This is a genomic window from Candidatus Methylacidithermus pantelleriae (genome assembly GCF_905250085.1).
GTDB lineage: Bacteria > Verrucomicrobiota > Verrucomicrobiia > Methylacidiphilales > Methylacidiphilaceae > Methylacidithermus > Methylacidithermus pantelleriae.
In genome coordinates, this window is record NZ_CAJNOB010000039.1 from 1 (window position 1) to 8386 (window position 8386).

Consider the following 8386-nt stretch of genomic DNA (forward strand, 5'->3'; position numbering starts at 1 on the left):
TCATAAAGCACAAGACTCGTTCCCCGCAGGGAATCCTTGCGATCGAGCTTCTTTTCCACCTAGCTCCAACCCCCGTTTCACCCATCCCTCGCCGTGGAGAGCTCCTTTTCCTCCAGCCCGCATGGTTTCCGGTAACCCCCGGCGTCCTCGATTATGCCAGCCGGGTAGGGAAACCTTCGTCCATGGTTTAAGGAGCGGTGGGTCAAGAGAAAAACGATTTTGGTTAGGATCGATAGAGTGGACCGATGCACCCAAGAAAAGGATGGCGACCTATCAGGGGAACGTGTCCAACCTAGCCAAGCCACTGGAGAGGCCATTCAAAGAAGGTATCGAACTAACCAACCGGTCCGAACAAAAAAGGACCGTCGGTTAGCCAATCCAAGATGGAAGAAAATCTTTCTACACCACAATTGGCTCAGACGGTTACCAACCCAAGCGAGTCAAAAAGTAAAGCTGAGCCCTTGGCCTTGTTTGATGGGGAAGGCAAGTCATGTGCCAGAAGCACCTGAAGAGAAAGGAGATATTTGGTTAATGCTCCCTGGGTGCGATTTGCGCCAAGATCCGTTACTCCTCATCGCACGACTCTCGTGATGTGCCCAGTGGGGCTATCCTTTGGTTGTGGCAAGTAGATCGATCTTTGGGCACGGAGTGTTTCTCTTCGCTGTCCGAGCTCGCCCATTTTTTCCGGACCCTTTACAGGCCTAGCTGCAGCGGCTGCGTTCAAGAGGAGCACCCTGGAAACGGGATTGACACGCTATAAGAATCTCTTACGATTTAATTGTGCAAATTGAAACGTTTAAAGTCTTCCAGGATCTGGTCGACTCTCGCAGCTTCAGCAAGGCTGCGCAATTAAATTTTATCTCGCAGTCCGCGGTCAGCCAGCAGATCCGTGCGTTGGAAGAGCGATTCCACGTTCCGCTCATTGACCGAGGTAACAAATATCTTTCGCTCACGCGGGAGGGACAAATTTTCTATGAATCGGCTAAGGAGATCGTTAATCTCTACCAGAGCTTGCAGAACCGGCTGGCCGAGCTTCGCAACGTCGTGTCTGGCGTGATCCGCGTTTCTACGGTCTATAGCATTGGCTTGCACGAGTTGCCTCCTTACTTGAGGCGTTTTCTTAAGGAATATCCGGAGGTCAATGTTCGGATCGAGTATCGCCATGCCCGGCAGGTTTATGAAGATGTCCAGGACGGACTGTCTGACGTTGGTCTTGTGGCCTATCCTGTTCAGCGAAAAACGATCCGTGTGGAACCGTTCCGGAAGGACCGGCTGGTGGTCATCTGTTATCCCTCCCATCCCTTTGCCCAGCGCAAGGAAGTCACACTGGCTGAGGTAGCCAAAGAGAAGTTTGTCGGCTTTGAGTCCGACATTCCTACCCGCAAAGCCATCGACCGGATTTTCCGAGAAAGGGGCTTGGAACTCCGGCCGGTAATGGAATTTGACAATATTGAGACGGTCAAAAGAGCGGTTGAGATCGAAGCGGGCATTTCCGTGGTGCCCCTTGCTACGGTCCAACAGGAGCTAAAAACCGGCACGCTCTGCAAGGTAGAGTTTGCTGGCCAAAGCTACTACCGGCCCCTGGGGATCCTCTGCAAGGCAGGCCGCGTGCTTTCTCCCGCAATTAAGCGGTTTTTGGAGACCTTAAAACAGGAGCCGGTCGAAGGTGCTCTGGGAGATTGACTTTGGGGATACGTGTGGGCCAAACTTTCATGGTAGAACGTTCATGGATTCCAAGGAAATTCGTGACCAGGTAGTTGAGCACCTGCGGAAAAAAGGGCTTCGGGTAACCAAGGAACGTACGGCGATTATCGAGGCCGCGTTTGGATCCTCTCGGCACTTTACCGCGGAGGAGCTTCTGGAAGAGGCTCGCAAACTGGTCCCCTCCGTTTCGCGGGCAACCGTTTATCGGACTCTTCCTCTCCTTTTGGAAACTGGGCTACTGCATCGACTGGACTTGGATCGAGGAGAGCGTTACTACGATCCTAATTACGCAACGCATCCGGAGCATAACCACTTGATCTGCTTGGATTGCAACAAGATCTTTGAGTTCGAGGATAATCACCTTGAAGCCCGGGAAAACGAAATTACCCGTGCGCTTGGGTTTGCTCCCGCAACTAAGCATGTAAGAATTGAAGCTACCTGTCAGCGCCTGCGTGAGCTAGGCTTCTGCCAAAATCGGGGTTAATTCCTCTCTTCGAATCGAAAGATCCTGATGCCTCAGGTCTGGGAGGAGCCGGTGTCTTTGGCCATCGCTACTGGCTCCGCAACCAAAACTGGGCAGCGAGCATGGCGAATGACATGTTCCGAAATGGAGCCCAAGACCCAGTACTCCCAGCGAGAAAGGCCGCGTCTTCCCACCACAAGAAGATCAACCTGGTGCCGGTTTGCCCAGCGCAAGAGCTCCTCGGCAGGATCTCCCTCCACAAGCTCCGTTACTACCAAAAGCCCTCGTCTTTGGAGCCGGGCTGCGACGTCGTTTAGGCTCTCGGAAAGTTTCTGCCGTTCCACCTCAAATTCAATGTCCTGATCCGACCCCGGGGGATGAATGACGGAAAGCACGCTCAATTGCGAGCCAAATCGCTCGGCAATGGCCGCTGCTAGAAGGAGTGCATGCTCCGCCATGGTAGACCCATCGTATCCAACTAAGATGTGGCGAAACATAAGGATCCAACCAAACCAAAGATTCTTCCAGAGAAAATAAAAAATGTCCTACTTACTTCTTAAGCGCCAATGATTGTTTGTGACCCGGTGATCCATCTCTCCTCAGGGCATTGAACCCAGAGTTTGCAGCTCCTTTTCCGGGTGACGACGATTCCTCTCAATGGTTTCCTGAATGACTCGATCGGCTCCTTCCAGCTCCTCCTCGTACCAGCGAGAGTGATAATCATTATGGTAAACGTCGGGAGGGATTTGCGTGAGTGGTTCCAACACGGAATGGTCTTTTCCCCATGTCCAAATGCGCGCAACCACCGAAAGGCCTAGTTGCAGCGGATGCTTTTCCAGTTCTTTTCGATCTAGTCGAATTCGCACCCCTAACCTCTCCACAACATGGATGTAATTTCCTGTGGCGTTATCGGGAGGCAAAAGGGAAAAAACGCTTCCCGTTCCGGGTAGAAGACCTTCAACTATTCCGTGATAGGTAATGCGCCTTCCCTGAAGATCAACCACAACAGACGCTGGTTGTCCGGGACGGACACGGCGAAGCTCGGTTTCCCGGTAGTTGGCCACAACCCAAACGTAGTCCAACGGGACGATCGTCATCAGGAGCTTTTCGGGTGAGATCTGGTCTCCTGGTTGCACGGTCCGTTTGGCCACGTAGCCCGAAACGGGGGCGACAACGTTGCGGCGAACCCAATCCAGATAAGCGTCTCTCACGTGAGCCGCAGCGAGGGTCACCAAGGGATTGTCGTAGACCGATGTGCCGTGAACCATGGCATCGGCGCCAGCCAGGTCCGCTTCCAGCTGGCGGATCGTAGCTTCTAGTTCCTGCACCTTCCACTGGGTGTCCACCGCCTGTTGTTGGGAAATGACTCCGCTTTGGCTCCCACTGCGGTACAGGGACAAATCGTATTTGAGCCTTTCCAATTCGGCTTTCTGGGAAGCAATCTTATGGCGCAACGATTCTACCTGGCTAAAAAGATTCTCAACCTTGCGAACTGCATTTCCTAGCTCGGATATTGCCCGTTCTAACGCCACTTTTTGTTTGAGCCCATCCAGCCGTACAACGACCTCCCCCTTGCGGACGAATTGGGTGTCCTCGTAGCGGACTTCAACCACTGTCCCGCTGGTTTGGGCTTTGACGGGGGCCACGTTTCCTGTTACGTAGGCGTCATTGGTGGTGACCCACAGGCTTTCGTAGAGGAACCAGGCTAGAAGAACCAGCGCGAGTACAACAGTAAGGACCTTGGCTGTCAAGGGGACGGCTTCCCATCCTTCCTCTCTTAGAGCCTTGCCCCACGCTTGGGCCCGCAGGGAAAAGGAACGAAGACGCTTTTGAAGTTTGCGTAGCGCAAAGGCACCCCTGTGGTTGCTCTGCGAATTAGGCGGCTCTAGGTCTTCGGAAGGAAAGTCCTTCATCTCTTTTTGTAGCCGTTTGTTTTGAGTGGATTGGGGCGGCTCAGCCACACCAAAAGAGCCATCGCCAAAAAAATCCATGCACAGATCCGGAACGCATCGTCCAGAGCAAGGACCGTTGCCCGATCGAGTGCCTGGCGGTCCAAAAGCTTAAGAAGCTTTTCCTTTGAAATACCGGCCGATGCCCATTGAGAAAAAAGTTCCGAAAGAAACGGATGATTGGGCGGCAGCCACTCGACCAAGCGCCATTTATGGAATGCGGAACGGTGGTAGAGGATGGTTCCAATGATGGGAGAAGACCAGCCTTGCAACGTTACACGAAGAGCACCGGAAAGCTCCACAGCAGCGGCTTCCTTCGCAGGGGAAAGCCCTGCTACAGCAATGCGCGTTAGCGGTAAGAGGAAGGTCCCTAACCAGATCCCCTGGACAATCTGAAGTCCAACATAATCAAGCCAGAAGGAACGCTTCCGGAAAAAGTCATACGAGCTTACCAATAAGCAGTACAAGGCAAAGACAAGGAGATTACACGAGGCGAGGATTCTTGCGTCAAAACGATGAAAGAAACGGACTCCAGCGTAAACAAGCGGCTGTGAGATAAACACCATAGGTACGTAGATGAATCCCGCTAGGAGTGGGTCAAATCCCCACGTGGATTGTGTTCGCACAAGCACCGTTCCCCACAGCCCATAAAAGAGACAAAACCCCCAAGCCAATCCAAATGTCCCGATCAGAAAGTTTCTCCGCAGGAAGAGAGTCACATCTACGACTCTGTGGCGGTTTCCAAGTTCCCAAAAGAAGAGGAGCCCTAACGAAAAGGTACCGAAAAAAACTAAAAGACGGATATGAGGGGAAATCAGCCACTCGTAATCATCCCCCATGCACAGGGCAATTGCATAGCAGAAAGACCAGACGGAAAGGAGTAACAAGCCCACAACGTCCAACCGTCGCTCTCTGGTAGCTCTGCCCGCCCACTGCGGGAGAAGCAAGTGGGCCCCTAGGCCAGCTCCAGCGGCTACGATCCCATTGATCCAGAACCACGACCGCCAGCTTAACCATTCGTGTCCCCAAAACTCCTTTCCGCCTCCTCCAATGGCCGGCCCGATACTAAACGGCCCAATGACAACCATCGACCAAAGGAGGATCGGTATTTCCCGTAGCTCGGCAGGATAACACTCAATCAGAAGCCCTTGCCCGGTCATAGCTAGTAGCCCGGAAAAGACTCCCTGAAAGGCACGCCCGCCAAGGAAGAGATAATAATTGATGGTCAGGGCGCAAAAAAAGGAAGAAAGAGCGAGTCCTAGGGCAGCGGAAACAAATATCGGACGGCGACCGAAGCGATGAGAAAGGTGGCTGCTTGCAATCACCCCAATGCCCAACCCCGAGAAAAACGTTCCATTCATCCACGGCCCGTGGCTGGGACTCTCTCCCAATTCCGCTACCGTGTAGGCCATAAGATCGGTAAAGGAAGGGCCGTTACAAAGGGCAAAAAGACTTGCAACGCCTATCAGGACTTGGATGACACCCAATCGCATTCCGCTCGGAGTATCTTTTTTTTCCTTCATCGCTTTTCCTTGCGCGCTTTCGATAGTGATACTGCTGATCCAGGGGACCGGTCTTTTTGCGGGGATTCCAAAGATCGGAGGGAGGACTCTTTCCATCCTCCTCCAAGAGCTCGGATAAGCGCGACTCGAGCGATAAATCTTTCTCCTTGTAGCTGCGCTTCCGAGAGAAGAGCGGTAAGCCAGCTACTTTCTGCCGTATCCACCTCGATATAATGCGTTAACCCCTGTTCAAAACGTGCTAGCGCTAAGTCGTATTGCTCACGAGCCGCTGCTACCCACTGGCGCTGGGCGACTGCTTGCTCATCGAGAAGGCGCACGCTGGCAAGGGCGTTTTCTACCTCTTCAAAGGCCGCTAAAACTTTCTCCCGATAGCTGGCCACCGCTGCTTCATACTGCGCACGGGCTCGGACGAGATTGGCCTGCAAGCGTCCCCCGGTAAAAACGGGAAGGTCCAAAAGGGGGCCGTAAAGCCACGAGACGGAAGGCCAAGTGAAAAGATTTCCTGTATGAATGCTATTGTACCCGAAAAAGGAATCCAAACTCACCTTGGGAAAGAACGCTCCTATGGCGACTCCAATTTCCGCGTTGGCGCTGGCTACCTCTCTTTCCGCTGCGGCAATGTCCGGACGGTGCTCGAGTAGCTCGGAAGGCAACCCCATGGGTACGGGAGGCGGTTCTCCCTTGAGAGGACTTGGCGGGAGGTGGAACTCAGAACTGGGCTTTCCAACTAACCGGGCGATGGCATTTTCCGTTTGGGCTCGATGGTTTTCGACCGAGTAAAGGGCGGTCTGGATACGGGCCAGCTCGGTTCGAGCGCGGGCTACGTCCAACGCAGTAGCTAGCCCTGTCTGAAAGAGCGTCTGGGCTCTCTTGAGATTATCTTGCGAAACGGCAACCATTTTTCGATAAATCTCAAGTTGGCGATCCAGGTAACGTAAAAGGAAGTAGGCTTGAGCGAGCTCCGCATGAACCGAGAGCCGGATGGCTTCAAACTCGGCCTGAGTAGCTTGGGCTTCCGCTTGGGCAGCTTCGAGTTGTCTGCGGAGTTTGCCCCAAAGATCCAGTTCCCAGCTTGACTCCAGGAGCACTTGCCACATGTCCGTGGGATACCGAAAACCAAAGAACTGAGTGGATCCGATCGGTGTGCCAGAGGGGGGCAAACCATTGGTTCCATTGGAACGAACTAAAAGCGATGGAACGTTGGAGATCGGAGGGATGTCTTTGCTTTTCCTCCAGCGATGATAATAAGGTTTCAAGCTAATGTGCGGGAAAAACGCACTGTAGGCGACCGCGACGCCGGCCCGAGCAGCGAGTACATTGGCCAGGGCGATTCGGATCGATTGGTTCCCTAATTCGGCTTGAGCTTCTAGTTGATCGAGGCCAGGATCTCTAAAGATTTCCCACCAGGCTCCTCGACTCCAGTCGTCTTTCGGAGTGGCCGGTTTCCAGGACCCTGGTTGTTGTGTTGCGTGGGCAAGGGCTCTAAGAAGCACTTTTCTTTCGTCGGCGCGGTGGAGATTCTTCTGTTGAGACTTCGGAGGGGATGGGCTATCGGGGGACGCACTCTGGCAGCGCCATGGAAAAAGGAGACTGGCACACCCCACGATCCCAATCCAAGCCAGAATCCCGATCCCAAAAGGTTCCGAGGCGTCTGATTCAAAAAGCGGTTTTGCGCGGGCTCGGGCTCTTCCCCTCCGGGTTGGGAACCGCTGACCGTTCATCCAGTTGCTAACTCCTTGCGCGCTTTTGCGCTAGGAGTCATCGCTTCCACCAGGAAGGGTTCGTCCCAATCGAGGGCACCGGCAGACTCCACTGCCTCAAATTCTCTCTTTAACCAGGGTTACAAGAAAAGTGCAAGCGCTTCATTCTTCTGGCGAATAGGTCGGGCGATAGGCCGTCTCACCAGCGGTCAGACAAGCCTTGTGTGCTAAGCTAACCCTGCTTTCCGGAGGGGCTAAATGGCCTCTTGGAAGACAACGGGGATCCCTGGAGGAGTTTTAAGAGTCGAAAGATGGATTTCTTTGCCGTAAGAAGTAGCGGATTTCCTTCCGATTTGACGAGCCACCTTTTCCAGTATCACGCGTGCTTCCCTTGCAGGGAAACAGAGGGCGGGTGCTGCCGGCCTAAGAGATTTTGGCCCACGAGCCTTTGGGGTTCGCAGGGCTTGGCTACGCTTTGTTTCTCTTTTACAGCCGAACGGTAACGTGCCTCAAAGCCAAGTATTTTGCCAAGGCTCGAGGAAGTATCATCCTGCCGGTCTTCTCCGGGCGTTTCTTTCGCGAGAACCGAAAAGGCCACCCCTTGGCGCTGCAAATCAGAAGGAAATGGCCCCGCTAGGTCATGCCTTACCTAAGCGGTTCGACCGTCGATCTTGGGAAGGTGCGGCAACAACGGGAAAGCTTGTGCTTCCCTAGGGTTTGAGAAAGAGGCCTCTCTCTGGTCTAAGGGTGCATTACCCGTGGGAAGAAGGCATAGGGCCTTGCTTTTAACCCTTTTTTTAAGGGGACACGGGACCGGCAAGAAAAAAAATATCCCCTAGCTTACAACTCGGCATCTTCCGGGCAAGCTAGTTGGACACGAGTGGGGGTTTTCCGGATTCCCACGCCAGGCCACGCCGGGTCCAGGCGCATTTGTTACACAATTGTCACAATTCTGCCACCGATCTGTAACACTGCCGGGGTAAAGAAGAGGACAACAAGGTGATAACCGTTTGCAAGGCCAAGGCCAGGAAAAGTGTAACAAGATAA

7 protein-coding genes are annotated in these 8386 nt (G+C 53.5%); 3 read left to right on the plus strand and 4 right to left on the minus strand.

What is annotated here, in order from left to right; genetic code table 11:
• The 3 genes from KK925_RS08305 to KK925_RS08315 all read left to right on the plus strand — a co-directional run.
• Positions 1-191, plus strand: a 191-nt coding sequence (locus KK925_RS08305) for a hypothetical protein (RefSeq protein ID WP_214096433.1), incomplete at its 5' end; no start/stop codon positions are given.
• A gap of 589 nt (positions 192-780) precedes the next feature.
• The gene (locus KK925_RS08310; RefSeq protein WP_174583495.1) at positions 781-1683 is read left to right on the plus strand and encodes a LysR family transcriptional regulator; all 903 of its coding nucleotides are present in this window, start codon (positions 781-783) and stop codon (positions 1681-1683) included.
• A gap of 43 nt (positions 1684-1726) precedes the next feature.
• Positions 1727-2188 (plus strand): Fur family transcriptional regulator, encoded by a 462-nt coding sequence (locus tag KK925_RS08315; protein ID WP_174583496.1) that lies wholly within the window; start codon positions 1727-1729, stop codon positions 2186-2188.
• Positions 2189-2220: 32 nt separating this feature from the next.
• Here KK925_RS08315 and KK925_RS08320 read toward each other — a convergent pair whose 3' ends face one another.
• The 4 genes from KK925_RS08320 to KK925_RS08335 form a co-directional block, all read right to left on the minus strand.
• On the minus strand, positions 2221-2664 hold the full coding sequence (locus KK925_RS08320) for a universal stress protein (protein ID WP_268905644.1): 444 nt from the start codon (positions 2662-2664) through the stop codon (positions 2221-2223).
• A gap of 102 nt (positions 2665-2766) precedes the next feature.
• Positions 2767-4080 carry an efflux RND transporter periplasmic adaptor subunit gene (locus KK925_RS08325; protein ID WP_174583498.1) on the minus strand — a complete coding sequence of 438 codons (1314 nt, stop codon included), beginning with the start codon at positions 4078-4080 and terminating at the stop codon, positions 2767-2769.
• Entirely contained in the window at positions 4077-5639 is a 1563-nt protein-coding gene (locus KK925_RS08330) for an MFS transporter (RefSeq protein ID WP_174583499.1), read from the minus strand. Before KK925_RS08330 ends, KK925_RS08325 begins: the two co-directional genes overlap by 4 nt.
• Complete coding sequence (locus KK925_RS08335) at positions 5636-7360, minus strand: efflux transporter outer membrane subunit (protein WP_174583500.1); 1725 nt, start codon at positions 7358-7360, stop codon at positions 5636-5638. Before KK925_RS08335 ends, KK925_RS08330 begins: the two co-directional genes overlap by 4 nt.
• Between the last annotated feature and the right edge of the window lie 1026 nt (positions 7361-8386).